Genomic DNA, 17,643 nt, shown 5'->3' with positions numbered 1-17,643 from the left:
ACGGCCTGCAATTCCACTCGGCTACAGGCATTCTCGTGAAGCCATCGATATATCAATTCATTGGTGAGGCGCCAGATTCAGTCGCTATCGAGACAGTCGGTGGACACCCGCAATACTTCAGTCGATCGAGCCTGCGAGCCGCGCCACAGGCGCCTCCCACAGACCAACGAGCGCGCTTACCAATTCCTCGCCGACACTCGGCCAACCTGGTCCCACTGTGGACCCGCCGGCTGCGAGATCCCCCTCGATCTCGGCGAGGGTGTGCATCAATAGGTTGTTCGCCATCATCCAGCGGCCCAGCCGGACCGGTTTAGGACGTCGGGGTAGGCACCGATTGATCCCACGGACGGTCTTGAGCAGCAATGGGGATGACAGGGCGTCGGAGGCAACAAGATCGCGGTAGGTTGGATCGGCCATAGCCTGCGCGGCAAAGCGCGCGTAAAACGTGGGATTGCCCAGTGCTTCAAGATATTCGGTCATCGGGTACACCAACACACCGACCCAGTCGCGCAGTGTGGCACCGGCGTCTAGTTGAGCCAGCTTGTTGAGCCGCAAGTCGTCGATCGCAACTCGGCGTCGAGCCTCGATTGCCCGCAGCAGATCAGTCCGGGTTCCGAAGTGATAGCTGGCGGCGGCGTTATTTCCTTGGCCGGCAGCTTCACTGATCTGCCGGTTGGAAACCCCGTACATTCCAGATTCCGCGAACAGTCGCTCGGCAGCATCCAGCAGTACTTCCCGCGTGGTGGAGGAACGGTCGGTTCGCACGTCCTTGGCAAGGCTCACGCGTATCAGCGAACACGACCAGGCAAAACAAATCAAGGAATTTAATTCTTGCGGCTGCCTCCGTCCACAGAACTATTGTGTCCCTTGACCATCGTCATAGTGATGCCGATGGTGTCACGTCCCATCGTGGATTCTGTTGAACGACAACGGCATTGCAATCACCATGACGCCATTTGATTTCTCGGAAACGCGATCAGATAGTGCCGGCGGTTCGCCGAACACGCTGCTTCGATTACGGTTCCAGTGCGTCGAACATATGCGCAGCGTCGATGCCGAGCTGCTGGGCTATGTGTCCCGTATCCCAGTACTCCCGCCAACCGGTGAGCTTGCCGTCACGCACGTCGAAGATGGCAACAACGTTGAACCTGAGAACCTTGGCGCCGACGTCGTTGACATCGATTCGTTCGACCACGACCGTGTTCCCACTGGACACGACCGTCTGGATTTCGCTGCCTTCGATCATGCCTGTGGACAGTTCGCTGTGCTGTATGAGTTCAGCGCGGGCTGCGGCCCGACCCTTGACGACCTTTGAGCGTGGCACGTTGAGTTGCCACACAAAGTCTTCGGCCATCATCGCCGTCATGGCCTCGACGTCCATCTTCTGGCCATACGCAGCGTGAATGAAGTCCAGAACCAACTGCTCGTTGGCGGTAGTCATCGCGGCTCCTTTGGTACTGAATCCAACTGTGTCCATTGACTGGTCATCGCTCTGCTCCCTTGAATCAACTGCGGCGAAACTTCATCTGACGATGGCGGCGTCGCGATTAATGGCTGATGTAAACCGCTTTGGTGTTGAAGTACTCGTCGATGCCCTTACGCCCTCGTTCTCCGCCCCAACCCGATTGCTTATGACCACAAATCGGCATGGCGGGATCTGCCGCAAGTGTCGAGTTAACCCAAACCTGGCCGGCGCGAAGCGCATTCGCGACGCGATGGGCGCGCCCGATGTTCTCGGTCCAGACGGCACTGGCGAGCCCGTACTCCGTGTCGTTGGCTGCGGTAATCACCTCGTCTTCGTCGTCGAACGGAATCACGCAGCCGACCGGCCCGAAGATCTCCTCGCGGATAAGCCGCATGCCGGGTGTGGTGTTGGTGACGACCGTGGCTTCATAGAAGTAGCCAACACGGTCCATGTACTTGCCGCCGGTGATGACCTGCGCACCCGCGGCTACGCCCGCATCGACCATACCTGCGACGCGTTGGCGTTGTTTCTCGCTGATCAGCGGTCCGAGGAGCGAGTTAGGTTCCTCGCTTCCGCCCATCGGCAGCTTCTTGGCGAAGGCGGCCAAGCCGTCGACAACCTGGTCGTAGACACCGCGCTGCACATAGATGCGCGACGTGCACGAGCAGTTCTGCCCGGAGCCGGCCAAAAAGCCCATCCCGACTCGGGGGATCGCCTTCTTCAGATTCGCGTCGTCGAACATGATCAGCGGCGACTTGCCGCCGAGTTCCAGAGTCAGGCGCTTGAGGTTGCCTGCCGCCGCGGTGACGATCAACCGGCCGACCTCGGTGGAACCGGTGAACGAAATCTTGTCGACGTCGGGATGGGCGGTGAGCGCGGCGCCCGTCGTCTCGCCGTAACCGGTGATGACATTGAGTACGCCGTCGGGCAATCCGGCCTCACGGAAGATCTCTTCGAGCTTCAGCGCGGTGAGTGGTGTCTCCTCGGCCGGTTTGAGCACGCAGCTACAGCCGGCCGCCAGCGCCGGCGCGACCTTGAGCATCGCGACGAAAAACGGCCCGTTCCACGGGATGATGAGACCGACAACGCCGACCGGCTCGAGTTGGGTGAAGTTGTGATAGTTCTCGTAATGTCCGAGTAGGCCGTCGGAGACGACATTGCTGGACTCGCCATGGATCTTGCCGATCCACCCGGCGTAGTACACCAGCATGTCTCGCGACACCTCAATGATGTGGCGCGCTGCTTTGAAGTTCAGTCCGTTGTCTTGGCTTTCGAGCCTCGCGAGCTCGTCGGTGCGCTGCTTGATGATCTCTGCAGCGCGGAAGAGTACCTCCGCGCGTCGGGCGGCCGGCAGCTTGCGCCAGATGCCGGACTCGAACGTCTCGCGAGCCCGCGCCACTGCCGCGTCTACGGCGGCCCCGTCGGAATCGACAACCTCGGTTATCTGCTCCTCGTTGGAGGGGTTGAAGACCGGAATTATTCCTGAGCCGGGTTTGTCGACCGCGGCAACGACGTCATTGGCGTTACGCACTGTCCTCCTGCCTTTCGTTTAGCAATTCGTTGGGGTGCCCATTCGCCCGCACGAACGGCACGCTTCCCGCGACTTACAGACGGAGATTCTGGGATGCGTCAGCCCTTCGGTCTGCTGGTTCTGCATCCTTGGCGATGCTCACCGACTCAGTGAACACCGCAGTTCGAACTAAATCAAGGAATTTATTTCGGTCGCGTGGCTCGCCATACGGTGATATGCGTCGCGATCGGCATCGTGACTGGTGGAACTTCACATCTGCGACCAGGAGAGCAGTGCATCGAGCTTCGTGGCGGTAACGGAGTGACCTAAACACTCTGAACCACAACTGATTTCAGTGTTTTTATGTGCCAATTCTGTGGCATAGGAGGGTAGTCGGCGATCGATCCGGCAAGTACGGCGGCGACTTTGCGGACGTGAACGCTGCGCAGGTGACGTTGCTCAGCGGCTGAGAAACTGCAGAATTTCGGGCGCCGCCTGTACCCAGGTATCGAACAGGTTGAACCGCTTGACCTTTCCTTGCGCCGACGCCTCCGAGGCGCGCTCCCAGGCGTCCTCCGGCCACGGCGGATCGATCAGCTGAGATCCTTTGATCAGCGAGTGCACCTCCAGCGAGGTCCTCTTGGGATGGTTCAGGTCATTTTCGCCACCGCGGATGATCAACGTTGGAATCCTCAGATCGTCGAATAGGTGATCGTCGACACCGGGAATGGTTTGACCGGGCTTGGTGATGAAGGCATTGAGCCAGCGCAACATGATCTTGAGAAAGTCCTCGGCCGAGAAGGCCATAAGACGTTCCTTGTTGGCCGGATTGGTCTCGATGCACTCGCGCCAGTCGCGGACTTCGAGGACGCCAGGCATCCCTCGGCCACGCACGGCAAGGATGCTGGGCACGATGTAGACGTGTCCGAGGATGTAGGTGCCGAAGATTCCGCCAACAATGTTCCAGAGCACTAACTTGGTTACCTGATCTGGGTAGAGCAGTGCGGTCAGGATGGAATCTCGGGCGCCTCCTGAACCACCGGCCAGAATGCACGGCCCGATGCCCAGCGTATTGATGAGATCGCTCAGAACAGTTGCCCGCATGTGAGATTCGGATTCGCCGAAAAGCTGCACATCAGATTTGCCGCAGTTCGGTCGGTCCCACAGCAGCACCCGGTAGCCGCCTGCCGCGAGGGCCTCGGCAAGCGGGCGCAGTCCCGGGATGTCCTTAGAAAACCGGCCGCCGGGCGTCAAGACGATGAAATCACCTGCAGTGCCGAGGATTTCGTATGTGAGAACGCCTCCCCGGATCGTGACAGATTGCTCACCGGCTTGACCGACATGGGGTGAATTGGCCATTTCCCTAGATGGTGACACAGCCAGGGGCCCATAGTGTGGCCGATCTAAATAAATTCCTTGATTTACTTTGTCGAGTCGTGTTCACTGGCGGTGTGAGCCGAGCCAAAGACGCGCGTACCGACAGATCGTCGAGCACGCGCGATGCGATCTTGGCTGCTGCTGAACGACTGTTCGTCGAGTTTGGCATGCATGCGGTGTCCAACCGGCAGATCAGTGAAGCTGCTGGGCAGCGCAACAACGCCGCGGCCTGTTACCACTTCGGTTCACGAGCCGAACTGCTGCGGGCCATTGAGGCAAAGCATCGGTTGGCTATCGATGACATTCGCATACGAAAATTGGGAGAGATCGATGGCGACGCACAGTTGCGCGATTGGATCGGGGTACTGGTCTATCCGCTGACGGAACATCTGGAACAGCTGGGAACGCCCACGTCTTATGCGCGGTTCGCTGCGCAGGCCATGGCTGACCCTACTTATCGAGATTTGGTGGTCGCCGACGCCCTGACGTCTCAGCTCATGCGTAAGACCGTACGGGGGATTAGCCGGTGCCTCCCAGAACGTCCGAAGCAGGTGCGCCTGGGACGCTGGATGATGGCGACGAATCTGCTGATGCACACCTGTGCCGAGATCGAGGGCGAGCTCGCCGTCGCTCGGCCATCGGTGAGTTCGAACTGGTCGGTGGTCGCCGAGGAGTTGATCGCGGCACTCACGGGTTTGTGGGAGGCGGTGCCAGTCCGGCTCGGAAGCGCAGCCTTGACGCGGCCGGACCGCGATGTGGCCTGCTCGATTACCGCCTGACCATTGATCTGCCTCGGTGTCGAACCAATGAGGGTGTGAAACCATGGCTTTCGTAGGACGTAGCGATGTCAAAGATCCTGGGGCTGAGCAACAGCAGTGGGATCGCCTAGCCCGTCGCCGCGAACGCCTCTACGCCGAGGATGCGCAATTCGGCGCCGCCAAACCTGACGAAGCAGTTGCCGCCGCCGCGCGGCAGCCCGGTCTGCGGATCGCGCAGGTGATGGCGACCGTCATGGAGGGCTACGCCGACCGGCCGGCGCTCGGTGCGCGTGCCCGGGAGCTGTCCACCGACCCGGCGACGGGTCAGACCACCGTGCGTTTCCTGCCCGAGTTCGTCACCACCAGCTACCGGCAGCTCTGGGACCGCGTCCGCGCGGTCGCCGCCGACTGGCACCACCACCGCGAACACCCAATGCTGACAGGTGATTTCGTCTGCGTCCTCGGGTTCGCCAGCGTCGACTACGCGGTCATCGAACTGGCCTGCATCCATTTGGGTGTCGTGGTGGTGCCGTTGCAGACGAGCGCACCGGCGACTCAACATGCGCCAATCCTGAACGAGACGCAGCCGCGGATTCTGTTGGCCAGCATCGAATCCCTGGACACCGCGGTGGAGGCCCTCCTGCTGGGCGGCCCTCCTCAGCGGCTGATCGTGTTCGACTACGAATCTCGCGACGACACCCATCGCGCCCGATTCGACGCCGCCGCCCAACGGTTGGCCGACGCAGGCAGTGATCTGGTCATCGAGGTGCTCGACAGCATCGTCGATGCCGCCGCAACCCTGCCCGCTGCTCCGCTGCATGTGGCTGCCGACGGCGAGGATCCGCTGGCGTGGGTGTTCTACACCTCGGGAACAACTGGTACTCCCAAGGGGGCGATGCTCACCGAAAGCCTGTGCATCGGTTCGTGGTTGGCGCAGTCAGATCAGCCGGTCATCACTTTGAGCTACATGCCGATGAGCCATCTCATCGGCTACGGGTACGTGCTGATGACGTTGGCCAACGGCGGCACGAGCTACTTCGCCGCGAGCAGCGACCTGTCGACCCTGTTCGACGACCTTGCGGCGGCCCGGCCGACCACGCTGAGCCTGGTGCCACGGGTGTGCGAGATGTTCTACCACCACTACCTCGGCGAGCTCGACAAGGCGACGATCGCCGGTGCCGACCCAGACGAGGCGGGCGAGCGACTGCGCGAGGACCTGCGCGAGCGCGTGCTCGGCGGACGCGTGTTGGCGTGTGGTTGCGGCTCGGCCGCATTGTCGCCGGAGATCAAGGATTTCATGGTGTCGGTGCTCGACCAGCACCTGATGATCGGCTACTCCTCGACCGAGATTGCCGGCGGCATGCTGCTGGCCGACGAGCACGTGCTGCGCCCGCCGGTCATCGACTACAAGCTCGACGACGTACCTGAACTCGGATACTTCAACACCGACAAGCCTTATCCGCGAGGCGAGCTGCTGGTGAAGTCGGGGCGGTTCATGGCCGGCTACTACAAACGGCCCGACCTGACCGCCACGATGTATGATGCCGAGGGCTACTACCGGACCGGCGACATCATGGCCGAGGTGGCGCCCGACCGGCTGCGTTTTGTGGACCGCCGCAACAACGTCATCAAACTGTCCCAAGGTGAGTTCGTAGCCGTGGCCCGACTCGAGGCGCTGTACACGAAAAGCCCACTGGTCCGGCAGATCTATCTCTACGGCTCCAGCGAGCGGGCATACCTGCTGGGCATTGTGGTGCCCACCGACCCAACATCGTCGACGTCGGCGATCGCCGAGTCGCTACTGGAGGTGGCGCACGAGAACCAGCTGAACAGCTATGAGATCCCACGCGACTTCCTCATCGAGACAGAGCCGTTCAGCCTGGAGAACGGACTGCTCTCAGGAGTCGGAAAGTTCCTGCGGCCCAAGCTCAAAGAGCGCTACGGGCAGCGGCTGGAGCAGCGCTATGCGGAGCTGGCCGAAAACCAGGCCCGGCAGTTGCGGGCATTGCGGTCCGAAGGCTCCGCCCTACCGATTTCCGAGGTGGTGGCGCGGGCGGTCCAGGCCACCCTTGGGCTGTCTCCCGACGACATCGACCCGTATGCCCGGTTCATCGATCTCGGCGGCGACTCGCTGTCGGCGCTGACCATCTCGCGACTGTTGGCCGACATCGTCGGCGCCGAGGTACCGGTCGGAGTGGTGACCGATCCCACCGGCAGCCTCGCATCCCTGGGGACGTTCATTGAGCGCCAACGCAACTCCGATTCGAAGATGACCTTCGGCTCGGTGCACGGCGCGGGTGCTCGCGAGATCCGAGCAGCTGATTTGACGCTCGACAAATTCATCGACCCCGAAATCCTCCAGACAGCAACCACATTGCCGCGGCCGCCTGAGGAGGTCCGTTCGGTGCTGGTGACGGGAGTGACAGGATTCCTCGGACGCTTCCTGGGCCTGGAATGGCTACAGCGGATGGCCGACGCCGGTGGCAGGGTGATCTACCTGGCCAGAGGTGCGGACACGGCCGGCGCCCGAGCCCGTATCGAAGCCGCACTGGAATCCGATCCGGGATTGCTCCGACGCTTCCGCGATCTGGCAGACCGTCACCTGGAGATCATCGCCGCCGACATCGGCGAGTCAGGATGGGGGCTCGACGAGGCCACCTGGGCGCGGTTGGCGGAATCGGTCGATCTAATCGTGCACCCTGCAGCGCATGTCAACCACGTGCTGCCCTATGACCAGTTGTTCGCCGCCAATGTGGCCGGGACGGCCGAGCTGATCAGACTTGCGTTGACCACGAAACTCAAGACCATCCACTACATCTCGACGATGGGCGTTACCGCGGTCACCGACCACATCGTCGGCGAGGATCGCGATATCCGCCTCGATGTCCCAACGGTGTCACTGTCAGACGGCTACGCAAACGGCTACGGCGTCAGCAAGTGGGCCAGTGAGGTACTGCTCAGGGAAGCGCACGACCTGTGCAACCTGCCGATCGCCGTATTCCGGCCAGGCATGATCCTCGCCGACAGCCGGTACGACGGTCAGCTCAATGTGCCGGACATCTTCACCCGCCTGCTGTTCAGCGTCATCGCCACCGGCGTCGCGCCGAGTTCGTTCTACCTCGGCGGCGGTGACGGGGCTGGGTCCGGCTCCCGCCCAGCTACGCCCGCCCGCGCCCACTACGAGGGACTGCCGGTCGACTTCCTGGCCGGGGCAATCGCAGAGGTGGGTTTGCGCGGCGGCGACGCCTTCGAGACATACAACACCACCAATCCGCACGATGACGGCGTGTCGTTGGACACCTTCGTCGACTGGCTCGCCGAGAGCGGGCTTCCGGTGCGCCGCATCGACGACTACGGCGAGTGGCTGCACCGCTTCGAGACGGCTATGCAGGCATTACCTGAACGCGCCAAGCAGCAATCCGTGCTGACGGTGCTCGACGTGTACCGTCATCCCGTGCCAGCCATGCCCGGCTCGCCGGTACCCGCCGAACGATTCCGCGCCGCGGTCGAATCCGCGGGCCACGAGATCCCCAGCATCTCATGCGAACTCATCGCCAAATATGTCGCCGATATGCGATTACTCGGCATGCTCTAGGCCACACTTAAGCCCACCCGGTGAAGGGACAACGATGTCACTACCAACGAAGCCGCATTACCCCCCGGATGGATTCGGGGCGCCGAAGAACCGTCGCGGCCACGCCCGCGGCAGCCGCGAAGCGATCGGGCTGCCCGCGGGCACCGAGATCTTCTCTGCCGACAATCACCTCTCGGTGGCGGCGGACATCTTCTACGACAAGTTTCCGGACGACCTGAAGGACGAGGCGCCGCGGATCTGGTACGAGGACGGCGCCTACATGGTGGGTGTCAAAGGCCAGTCATTCGTCGTCGGCGACTTCAGCGCGGTGTTGATGCAGTACGACGACCTGCCTGGCGCTGCGACTGGAGCCGACGCCATCGAAACCCGGATCCAGGAACTCGCCGAAGACGGTGTCGACAAGGAACTGGCGTTTCCGAACGCTGTGCTCGCCCTTTTTCATTACCCGGACAAAGTGCTGCGCGAGCGGATATTCCGGATCTACAACGAGTACGTCGCCGACATCCAGGAACGCTCGAACGGGCACTTCTACGGTGTCGGGCTGATCAACTGGTGGGACCCGGCCGGCGCCAAGCGCACACTGGACGAGCTTAAATCTTTGGGGCTCAAGACATTCCTGATGCCGTTGTATCCAGGGTTCGACGACGACGGCGTGGTGATCGACTACGGCTCCACCGCCATGATGCCGGTGTGGGATGTGATCGAGGAGGCCGGGCTGCCGGTCACTCACCACATCGGTGAGACCCCGCCGAAGAGCCCGTGTGAGTTCGGCAGTGTCGCGGTGGCGATGATGATCAACATCGACTCTTTCCGGGACATGTTCGCGCGTTACATCTTCTCCGGCATCCTGGATCGTCATCCGGGCCTGAAGGTCGGCTGGTTCGAAGGGGGGATCGCGTGGGTGCCCACGGCGATCCAGGATGGCGAGCACGTGCTGGCCTCCTACCGGCACATGCTGGACCACCCGCCACATCATGACATCCGCTACTACTGGGACACCCACATGTCTGCGTCGTTCATGGTCGATCCGCTCGGGCTCAGGCTGATCGATGAGATCGGCGTCGACAAGGTGATGTGGTCCAGTGACTACCCGCACAACGAAAGCACCTTCGGGTATTCCGAACAGTCGCTGTCGGCGGTGGTGGCCGCGCTAGGGCCGGAGAATGCCGCCAAAGTGGTCAGTGGCAACATCAAGAAATTTCTGGGTGTGTCGTGACAGCGTTCTCGATCCCGGAAGAGCCCGACCGCGGTCGGATGTACCGCGAGGTTGGCGCCCGGATCCGTACAGCCATGGCGGACAACGGTGTTGACGCGCTGATCCTACTGATGAATGGACACGTCAGTTACGCTACCGGGGCCAGCTGGCCGCTGCTGGACGCCGGCCTATCTCACATCGAACGGCCGGTGGCGATCGTCCTGGCCGACGATGAGCATCCGCACGTGTTCCTGCCATTCCGTGAGGGCGCTGCCGCCGAATTCCAGGTGCCCACCGATCACCGGCATCGAGCCGTCTATGTCGAATTCGACGACGGTGTCGAAGGATTCGTCAAACAAGCCGAAACACTCGTCGGGCCCGGCGCGGTCGTCGCTGTCGACGAGCTCACCGGGGCGATGCGGCAATCCGGCAGCCGGCTGTTCGCCAACACCTCGATCGATGCCGCCGCGGTGCTGGCCGCCGCGCAACTGGTGAAGACTCCCGACGAGATGGCGTGCATCCGAAGGGCGTGCCGGATCACCGAAGAAGCGGTGGTCGACGTGCAGAAGGCGCTGGCACCGGGTGTGCGCCAGCTCGATCTGTCGGCTGAATTCGTCCGCCGCGCTTTCGAACTGGGTGCGACGTCCAACATGCTCGAGGCCATCTGGCAGGTAATGCCGATGACCCGTGCCGAGGGCGTGTGGACCACTCACGGTGACCTCGCCCTACCACTGTTGCCAACCGAACGAGCCCTGGAGCGGGGTGACGTGCTGTGGACGGACGTAAGCATCACCTACGGCGGCTATTGTTCGGACTTCGGCCGTACCTGGATCGTCGGAGACCTGCCCACGGCGCAACAGCAGGACCAGTACCGGCAGTGGCGGCACATCTTGGACGCGGTGTTGTCAGTGACCAAGGCCGGGGCGACGTCGGGCGATCTGGCCCGCGCGGCCATCGCGGCCAACGGAGGTAGCAAGCCGTGGCTGCCACACTTCTATCTCGGGCATGGCATCGGCACCTACCCGGCCGAAACACCCATGATCGGAACGGATCTCGGCGAGGAGTTCGACGACAACTTCGTCTTCCCCGAGGGAATGGTTTTAGTGCTTGAACCGGTGGTCTACTCCGACGGTACCGGTGGCTATCGCAGCGAGGAGATCGTGATCATCACCGAGGACGGCTACCAGTCGTTGACCGACTACCCCTACACCCCCTATGGCGACTGAGACTCTGCCCGACGACCGGGCACTACGACTCGGCCGGCGCGAGCACGTGCTGGCCCAGATGGCGATCCACGACCTGGACCTGCTGGTGCTCGGCAGACAGGCCAATGTTCGGTATGTCAGTGGTACACCACAGTTGTGGGTTGCCGGCACCCGACCGTTCGGCCCGATCTGCGTGCTCGAACGCGCCACCGGTGAGATCCACCTCAACAGCACGTGGGACGAAGGGGTGCCCGACGAGATCGGCCGGGACCGGCTCTACGGCTTGTCCTGGAGCCCGTTCACCCTGACCGATGTGCTCAAGGGCCTCGAGGCGTCACCCAAAGCCCGACGGGTCGGAACCGATGCGCTGTCACCGACATTCGCTCAGCTGCTGCCGCAGGCGTTCCCGAACGCCGAAGTCGTCGATGGCGAACCGGCAATGCGGGCGGCCCGGAGGATCAAGACCGACGAGGAGATCGCCGCACTGCGCCAGGCACTTGATGTCGCCGGGACCGCGTTGTCGGCGGCCCTCGGTGAGCTCGCGCCCGGCAGCCGCGAGCAGTCGCTGGTCGGTGCGCTGATGGAAGCGATGACCATGATCGGGGTGAGCACACCGGCCACCCAGAACGGGGCGTGGGTGACCTCGCGTGAGCACCCGTGGCGCCGCGCCCGCGAAGACGGGCGCATCCAGTCCGGGGATCTGGTGGCCTTCGCCGCCGGAGCGCTCGCCGGCGGCTACGTTGGTGAGATCGGCCGGACCGCGGTCGCCGGTGACGAACCAGCCGGTGCCGCGGCGCTGTACGGGCGCTCGAAGTCGTTGACCGAGAAGCTGTTTGCCGCCTGCCGCCCTGGAGCGCCTGCTGCTGGTCTGCTCGACGTCTACCAAGACGCCGGAGAACCGTTGCCGCCGATGCCGGTCGCGCACGGACTCGGCATGGGTTTCGATCCGCCGGTCGTATCCGCCGAACTGCCCCGGTCTGTCGCCGACACCAGGCTGGAGCCCGGCATGGTCCTCGCGGTTACCGGGTATGTGTGGCAGGAGGGCCTCGGGGCGGTGTTCACCCGCGACGCCCTGCACGTCACCGACGACGGCCCCGTACTGCTGGCCTCATTGCAGGTCGGCCAATAGCGCACCGACATCGCGGGTTTGCCATAGATTCAGCACGTTGGTGAACATCTGCAGCGGAGCGCGGATTGCCTCGTCGTGCTTGATCGCCGGATCGAAGCGGGTCATCGATCTGGCGGACTCGCCGAGTCGGGCGCGGATCAGGCCGGGAACATCGAACAGCCATGTGGCGCCCATGATCGCCGCGTACTGCAACACTTGAGCAGTCAGCGCGCGAGGGTCGATCGGCGGTCCACCCGCTGCGTGGTACTCCTTGGCGAACAGGAAGACCAGATCATCGAAATGTTCATCCCACAGGCCGATTTCGGCTGCCGAGAGCGCACCCCATAGCGCCATCGCGATGTTCAGCTGGCTGACGCAACCCCAGTCCAGTAGGCCGCATTGCACTTTGCCAGTGTTGTCGCGCCAAAACCACGCATTGTCGACGTTGGCATTCCAATGGCACAGGGCGATGTGGTCGGCACTCGTGGCCAGGTGCGACCATAGCGCCTGCTCGCCTGCGAGGATGACCGGAATCTGGCCGGCAAGGTCGGAAAGGAATTCGGGCGCGCGAACATTGGCCGGCAGCAGGCCGGGGTGGGTATCCGCGAACTCAGTGAGTCGGCTTAGCTGCCGGGACAACTTGTCTCCCCGCAGCGGCGGCCGCTCACCGACGGTGGCTGCCTGAAGGTCGACCGGAAAGCGGTCGCTGACGTCCGCCGCTGCGCCGCTGCGATGCCAGCCCGCTAGCTGGGCCAGTGATGTCACCAGAGTCCGGTAATGCTCGTCGGGACTGGGCATCTCGTAGTCCAGGCACTTGTGATGTTGTGGCTCGACGCCATCCACACCGAACGGGATCCGTTCGGTGATCAGGATGCCGGTGCCCGTGTCGACGTGGTAGTCGCCGAACAGTGTGGCCGGCACCGTGATGGGAAATCCGGGTTGTCGGGCTAGCTCGGCGAAACGCACCTCGGGCTGCATCTGGGTGCGGCCGATGTCGCGGAGGGGATCGTCTAGGTCGCGGGAGAATTTGACGAAAAGCTCAGTGGGCAAGCTTGATTCGGGCCGGGCGTACTCGACCGAAAGCAGTGCCTTTCGGCCGGTGCTGCCGCCGCTGACCTCTGCGCATTCGGTGATGTGAGTGACAGCGTTGTCGGGCGAGAGCGTTCCGTAGGTGTGGAATGCCGAGGTCAGGAAGTCACTACCCGCCTCAACCAGCGCCGCGAGATGGCTCGGCAGCGCGATGGCGGTGTCGTCGCCGGCTATTCGCATACCGGCTACCACGTCTGCTCTGCCGCTCGGACGAGGATCTGGTTCACCGCGACCCGGCGGTCACGGGTCACCATGTAACGCACCGCATCGGCGATGTCTTCGGACTGAAGCTTCGTCATGCCTGCCGTTCGTTCGTCCATGGCCGCCTTGGCCGCCGGTGGCAAGTGGTCACCGATCTCGGTGTCGACGGTGCCGGGGCCGACCACCCCGACCCGTACTCGTTTGTCGATCAACTCCTGGCGGAGACCCTCACTGAACGCGTTGACGCCGAACTTCGTCAGCGAATAGACGGCGGTACCGGGGCGGGCCACCCAGCCGGCCGTCGAGCTGATCGTGACGACATCGGCGACACCACGTGCCGAATCGGCGGCTGCAGCCACGAGATGCGGCAGCGCGGCGCGGGTGGTGTACAGAACACCCTGGATGTTGACCGACACCAGGTCGTCCCAATCCGCCAGGGGCGTGTCGACGGCTGCACCCATGCGCATCAGGCCGGCGTTGTTGACCAGGGTGTCGAGCCGACCCCATTTGGACACGGTGGCCTCGATGGCTCGCTGCACCTGCTCGGCGACGGTGACATCAGCGGCGAGCGCGACGGCCTGACCACCGGCGAACTCGATATCGGACTTCAGGTCGTTGAGCCGATCAGCACGGCGAGCCAACAGGGCGACCTTCGCGCCGTCGGCGGCCAGCGCGCGGGCCGTCGCCGCACCGATGCCACTGCTGGCGCCCGTCACCAGCGCGACGGTTCCCGCCAAAGTTGCGGTCATATCGTCGGCGCCGATCGGTGATCGCCACCCAGGATCTCTCCGAGCACATAGTCATTGTCCTCGCCGAGGTCGGGTGCCCCGCGCTCGATGGTGACCGGTGCCCGCGAAAGTCGCCAGGACGCCGCGAGAATCGGGCGCTGGCCTTCGCGATGGTCTGCGACGAAACGGTAGGTTCCACGTTCCCACAGGATCGCGTCCTCGATGACCTCGACGGCGGTCGCGCTCTTTGTGGCTGGCACCCCGGCAGCCCGAAATCGGCGCGCTAGATCGGCCGCCTCGTAGGCCATGGTGCGCTTGGCGATCTGGGCGTCGAGGGACTCAGCGTTGCCCTGCCGCCCGTCGGCGGTGGCGTAATGCGGGTCAGCGTATAGGTCGGTCGCGCCGAGTACCTGACACAGGCAGCACCATTCGTCATCGGTGGCCACCGCGATGCTGATCCACTGACGGTCGCGGCAGGGATAACAGCCATGCGGTGAGTAATCAGGATGCCGATTGCCGTCCGGCAGCAGCTCGGTACCGGTCATGGTGTGTTCGGCCAGTCGGTCGCCGACCATCGAGGAGAGCACCTCGACCGCCGAGACGTCGACGAGCTGGCCCTGCCCGGTTTTTTCCCGGTGCAGGAGTGCGGCGATCGCCCCGACCGCGGCAGCGGCACCGACGGTGGAATCGCCGTAACGCATATTGGCGCCCAGCGGCGGGCCACCCTCGTATCCCACGAGTGCCGCCAGACCGGCGAGCGACGAGAACGACGGCGCATACCCTGTCTGATAGCCCAGCGGACCGTCGTTGCCCCACATCTTGATCGACACGGCGATGATGTCGGGTTTGATCGCCGCCAGATCGGCATAACCCAGCGCCTGACGTTCCATGGCACCCGGCCGCAGATTGTTCAGCACGATATCGGCGTCGGCTACCAGGGCGCGGAGCGTCTGCATCCCGGCCTCGGTCTTGATATCCAGGTCGACGCTGAGGATCTCGGGATTGATGCTCAAAAAATACGGCGCTTGGTTGATATCGGTTCCGCCGTACGCCCGCATCTCCTCGGGGAGGGCAGAGCATTCCACCTTGATCACCTCAGCGCCTAACAATGCCAACAACTTTCCGGTGTATGGGCCGGCCCAGACCTTGGTCAGTTCGACGACGCGCACGCCGGCCAGTGGGCCGCCACGGGGCCGCGCGGGTGGCTTGAGTTGCGAGGCCCACACCGCACGACGTTCCCGCGGCAACGGCGCCGCCCCGAGTATCTCTGCTGTGTGTTCACCGAGAGTTGGTGCAGCTGTGGCGATCTGGGCCGGAGTAGCGGTCAGCAGGTAGGGTGGTCCTGGATAGCGGGCGGTACCGAGCACGGGATGGGTGACCTCGGTGAAGTACCGGCGGTGCCGGTACTGCGGCGAGCCCAGCAGATCCTCGGGCCCGTTGACGGGCACCAATGCAAGCCCGAGGTGCTGTGCCGCTTCCGCGGTGGCTACGCGTGGCCGGTCCGAAATCCATTCGGCGAAGCGCTGTTTGAATGTCGTCACCTTCTCCTTGGTGACCGAGAATTCCAGCCAGTCGTCATCGAAGGCATCGAGCCAGTCGGCGTGTTCGAGCAGTTCTTCGAGTGCCAGCCAGTGGCTGCGGCTGGTCATGTAAAGGTAAACGAATCCGTCCGCGCAGGCGAACATCGACGCCGGCCCCTGCTGGTCGTAGTCCTCGCGGGTGTTCTCAGGTGAGACCTCACCGGTGATGAAGCGGCCCAGTATGCAATCCGAACGGGCCACCAGCACTGCGTGCTGCGAGATGTCGATGAACTCGCCTTCACCGGTGTGCATTTGACGGAAGAGGGCCGACATGACACACAAGGCGGCGTCCAGCCCGGCCTCGTAGTCGGGCGAGTAGCGGCCGGGTCCCTTCAGCGGTGGCTTGGTGGGATCGGCATGGCTGGGCGTGTGATAGCCCCAGCCGCTGGCATGAAAGACGTTGATGCTCTTGCTGTTCTGCAACTCCAGGGGAGCGCTGGCACCGAACGGGGTGATGGAGCAGAACACCAGTCCGCGATGGTCGGCGCGCAACTGCGGTTCGGCCAGTCCGAGTAGCTCGGCCGCTGCGGGATCATGGTCGTCGATGACAGCGTCGGCGCTCCCTATCAGATCGTGAACAGTGGCCGTATCGCTGCTCATGTCAAGAGTGATCGAGCGCTTGTTGGTGTTCAGGTAGGCGAACAGTCCGCTGCGTTCGGGATCGGACCCGATGTCGAGCAGGGGAGCCATGGCCCGCGTGGGACTACCCCGCCCGGGCCGCTCCACCTTGATGACGTCGGCGCCGAGGTCGGCGAGCAGCTTGCCGCAGTACTCGCCGGCCACGCCTTCGGCCAGTTCGATGATCCGGACTCCGGTCAGCGCCGACACGTGAGCTACCTCCGGTCAGGGCTTCTTACGTCCGGAATGGCTCAGTCGCCACTCCGGCGGGAAGTTGAGATCGTTGTCCTTGACGACATTGTTGAGACCCTTCTCGAAGGTGCCCTCGGTGAGGTCGGGGTAGTTGGGGCGATCGTTGGTCATCATCGGCAGCATGCCCTCGACCACGCCGGTCAGCAGGCTGCCGAAGTACTCACCCTTGTGCTGCTTGTAGAGCTCGAGGAATGTCTTCTGCACCACGACGGTGTCGGTGGGGCGTGACTTCGAGCAGGCCATTGCATACTTGAGGGTCTCGGCCTCCAAGTCTTCTCGTGGCACAACACTGTTGATGAACCCGCAGTCGTACATCTCTTCTGCGGTGAACGGCCTTCCGGTGAAAAGCATTTCGGAGAACTTGCGCAGGCCCATGGTCTCGGCCCACCACCACAGCCGCGGTCCCCAGCCCACGTAGCGGAACGCCGGGTGACCGAAGAGCGCGTCGTCGCTGGAGATCACCAAGTCGGCGTCGCCCGCTTGGTAGAAATGCCAGCCGTAGCAGTAGCCCTTGGCCTCGACAATGGTGACCTTCTTGCACTCCTGCAGTGGGCGGTTGCCGGCGCGGGCCTTGGCGTAGTGATCGGTCAGCGTGTAGAGGTAGCGGTAAGAATCACCGGGCGGGTACTTCACGCTGTCGTCGTTGATCGACAGTTCATGCAGCAGAGGAACTCCCGGGTTCTCCAGCATTTCGCGCTGCTCGGGAAGGTCGCCACCGGAGCCAAAGTCGTTTCCCTCGCCACGGATCACCACGACCTTGACGTCGTCGTCGACATTGCACTTGTGGATCATGTCGGCGAAATTCTGCCGCATGCCCATCGTGGTGGAGTTCAACTCTTGGGGGCGGTCGAAGGTAATGTACGCGATTCGGTTCTCGATATCCTTCTCGAACTTGATGAAGGGCTCGGCTTCCTTCTTCATCTCTTCGTAGTCATGATTCATCGTGCTTTCGCTCCAGTCTT

General features: G+C 63.1%; 13 protein-coding genes. 5 read left to right on the top strand and 8 right to left on the bottom strand.

The annotated features are described in order from the left end of the window. Window positions 1-117: 117 nt before the first annotated feature. From M2432_RS07935 to M2432_RS07920, 4 genes are all read right to left on the bottom strand, one after another. Window positions 118-783: a TetR family transcriptional regulator gene (locus tag M2432_RS07935; RefSeq protein ID WP_280826243.1), complete on the bottom strand. Its 666-nt coding sequence runs from the start codon at window positions 781-783 to the stop codon at window positions 118-120. Between the two features lie 232 nt (window positions 784-1,015). After that, the gene (locus M2432_RS07930) at window positions 1,016-1,441 is read right to left on the bottom strand and encodes a nuclear transport factor 2 family protein (protein ID WP_280826242.1); all 426 of its coding nucleotides are present in this window, start codon (window positions 1,439-1,441) and stop codon (window positions 1,016-1,018) included. Between the two features lie 106 nt (window positions 1,442-1,547). Further along, window positions 1,548-2,996: an aldehyde dehydrogenase family protein gene (locus tag M2432_RS07925; RefSeq protein WP_280826241.1), complete on the bottom strand. Its 1,449-nt coding sequence runs from the start codon at window positions 2,994-2,996 to the stop codon at window positions 1,548-1,550. A gap of 438 nt (window positions 2,997-3,434) precedes the next feature. Continuing rightward, window positions 3,435-4,334 (bottom strand): alpha/beta hydrolase, encoded by a 900-nt coding sequence (locus M2432_RS07920; protein ID WP_280826240.1) that lies wholly within the window; start codon window positions 4,332-4,334, stop codon window positions 3,435-3,437. Between the two features lie 77 nt (window positions 4,335-4,411). On the opposite strand from M2432_RS07920, the gene M2432_RS07915 reads away from it, so the two are divergent. From M2432_RS07915 to M2432_RS07895, 5 genes are read left to right on the top strand one after another with little or no spacing between them, the layout of a single operon-like run. Continuing rightward, window positions 4,412-5,131, top strand: a complete 720-nt coding sequence (locus tag M2432_RS07915; RefSeq protein ID WP_280826239.1) for a helix-turn-helix domain-containing protein — start codon at window positions 4,412-4,414, stop codon at window positions 5,129-5,131. Window positions 5,132-5,174: 43 nt separating this feature from the next. Further along, window positions 5,175-8,705, top strand: a complete 3,531-nt coding sequence (gene car, locus M2432_RS07910; RefSeq protein WP_280826238.1) for a carboxylic acid reductase — start codon at window positions 5,175-5,177, stop codon at window positions 8,703-8,705. A gap of 34 nt (window positions 8,706-8,739) precedes the next feature. Continuing rightward, entirely contained in the window at window positions 8,740-9,921 is a 1,182-nt protein-coding gene (locus tag M2432_RS07905; protein WP_280826237.1) for an amidohydrolase family protein, read from the top strand. 38 nt (window positions 9,922-9,959) lie between these two features. Next, window positions 9,960-11,126, top strand: a complete 1,167-nt coding sequence (locus M2432_RS07900; protein ID WP_280826501.1) for a Xaa-Pro peptidase family protein — start codon at window positions 9,960-9,962, stop codon at window positions 11,124-11,126. Then, the gene (locus M2432_RS07895) at window positions 11,116-12,234 is read left to right on the top strand and encodes a M24 family metallopeptidase (RefSeq protein ID WP_280826236.1); all 1,119 of its coding nucleotides are present in this window, start codon (window positions 11,116-11,118) and stop codon (window positions 12,232-12,234) included. The genes M2432_RS07900 and M2432_RS07895 overlap by 11 nt, the downstream gene beginning before the upstream one ends. On the opposite strand, the gene M2432_RS07890 is transcribed toward M2432_RS07895, so the two are convergent. From M2432_RS07890 to M2432_RS07875, 4 genes are read right to left on the bottom strand one after another with little or no spacing between them, the layout of a single operon-like run. Next, window positions 12,214-13,482, bottom strand: a complete 1,269-nt coding sequence (locus M2432_RS07890; RefSeq protein ID WP_280826235.1) for a hypothetical protein — start codon at window positions 13,480-13,482, stop codon at window positions 12,214-12,216. The two genes, M2432_RS07895 and M2432_RS07890, sit on opposite strands and share 21 nt — an antisense overlap. 5 nt (window positions 13,483-13,487) lie before the next feature. Continuing rightward, a complete protein-coding gene (locus M2432_RS07885; protein WP_280826234.1) occupies window positions 13,488-14,252 on the bottom strand; it encodes an SDR family NAD(P)-dependent oxidoreductase in 765 nt (254 codons plus the stop codon). Then, complete coding sequence (locus tag M2432_RS07880) at window positions 14,249-16,639, bottom strand: CoA transferase (protein WP_280826233.1); 2,391 nt, start codon at window positions 16,637-16,639, stop codon at window positions 14,249-14,251. Before M2432_RS07880 ends, M2432_RS07885 begins: the two co-directional genes overlap by 4 nt. Before the next feature lie 15 nt (window positions 16,640-16,654). Further along, window positions 16,655-17,623, bottom strand: coding sequence for an enoyl-CoA hydratase/isomerase family protein (locus tag M2432_RS07875; RefSeq protein ID WP_280826232.1), 969 nt, complete (start codon window positions 17,621-17,623; stop codon window positions 16,655-16,657). Between the last annotated feature and the right edge of the window lie 20 nt (window positions 17,624-17,643).

It is taken from the genome of Mycobacterium sp. OTB74 (assembly GCF_029892685.1).
Lineage (GTDB): Bacteria > Actinomycetota > Actinomycetes > Mycobacteriales > Mycobacteriaceae > Mycobacterium.
The sequence above is the reverse complement of the archived record's forward strand: the minus strand, read 5'-3'. Positions and strand labels throughout refer to the sequence as shown.

Coding starts and splice junctions, on each gene's coding strand:
- M2432_RS07930 (WP_280826242.1), bottom strand. CDS start 1,441: ATGACTACCGCCAACGAGCAGTTGGTTCTGGACTTCATTCACGCTGCG.
- M2432_RS07920 (WP_280826240.1), bottom strand. CDS start 4,334: ATGGCCAATTCACCCCATGTCGGTCAAGCCGGTGAGCAATCTGTCACG.
- car (WP_280826238.1), top strand. CDS start 5,175: ATGGCTTTCGTAGGACGTAGCGATGTCAAAGATCCTGGGGCTGAGCAA.
- M2432_RS07905 (WP_280826237.1), top strand. CDS start 8,740: ATGTCACTACCAACGAAGCCGCATTACCCCCCGGATGGATTCGGGGCG.
- M2432_RS07900 (WP_280826501.1), top strand. CDS start 9,960: ATGTACCGCGAGGTTGGCGCCCGGATCCGTACAGCCATGGCGGACAAC.
- M2432_RS07895 (WP_280826236.1), top strand. CDS start 11,116: ATGGCGACTGAGACTCTGCCCGACGACCGGGCACTACGACTCGGCCGG.
- M2432_RS07890 (WP_280826235.1), bottom strand. CDS start 13,482: ATGCGAATAGCCGGCGACGACACCGCCATCGCGCTGCCGAGCCATCTC.
- M2432_RS07885 (WP_280826234.1), bottom strand. CDS start 14,252: ATGACCGCAACTTTGGCGGGAACCGTCGCGCTGGTGACGGGCGCCAGC.
- M2432_RS07875 (WP_280826232.1), bottom strand. CDS start 17,623: ATGAATCATGACTACGAAGAGATGAAGAAGGAAGCCGAGCCCTTCATC.